The organism is Acinetobacter psychrotolerans (assembly GCF_048552595.1).
In the GTDB taxonomy this organism is placed as follows: Bacteria; Pseudomonadota; Gammaproteobacteria; order Pseudomonadales; family Moraxellaceae; genus Acinetobacter.
This window is the reverse complement of sequence record NZ_JBIMDK010000048.1, coordinates 1-505: the sequence shown is the minus strand read 5'-3', so window position 1 is coordinate 505 and position 505 is coordinate 1. Positions and strand designations below refer to the sequence as shown.

Here is a 505-nt window from a genome sequence, read left to right as displayed (position 1 = left end):
TTTATCGGTCAGCGTAGCATTCAACCCACCGCAGTTCACATCCAACGCTGGCAAGCTGACGCACTTGAAACAGAAGAAGGCGCAGGCTCAGTCCAAAACAAACATAGCCATAGTGACAATCAAGACAATGCCAGTCTTGGCTTAGAACAAGCATGGCATTTCAGTCCTGCATGGATACAAGACCTCAACGGTGAAGATGGCGCAACCAAATCAGGCAACAGCCAAATTGAAAAATTTAATGAAAACCTAAGCAACTACTACGATTCACAAGCCAAACAATTTACGGCAACTTCTACAGTACGAGATGTACAAGTCGGTTACTGGTTTGAATTGAATGAACACCCAGAGATAGATGAGCACGATGGCTCAGATAAAGAATTCCTAATAACATCAAAGTATTTCTACAACCAAAATAATCTTCCGAAAGACTTAACTGATCAAGTCACAGTTCTGCTACAACAAAGTAATTGGCAACAAACCCAAATAAAAACCAATAACCAAGACG

General features: G+C 41.4%; 1 pseudogene. It reads left to right on the top strand.

Going from position 1 to position 505, the window contains the following annotated elements:
* Window positions 1-505 (top strand): annotated as a pseudogene (locus ACG94X_RS16795) (contractile injection system protein, VgrG/Pvc8 family); the annotation flags it as partial.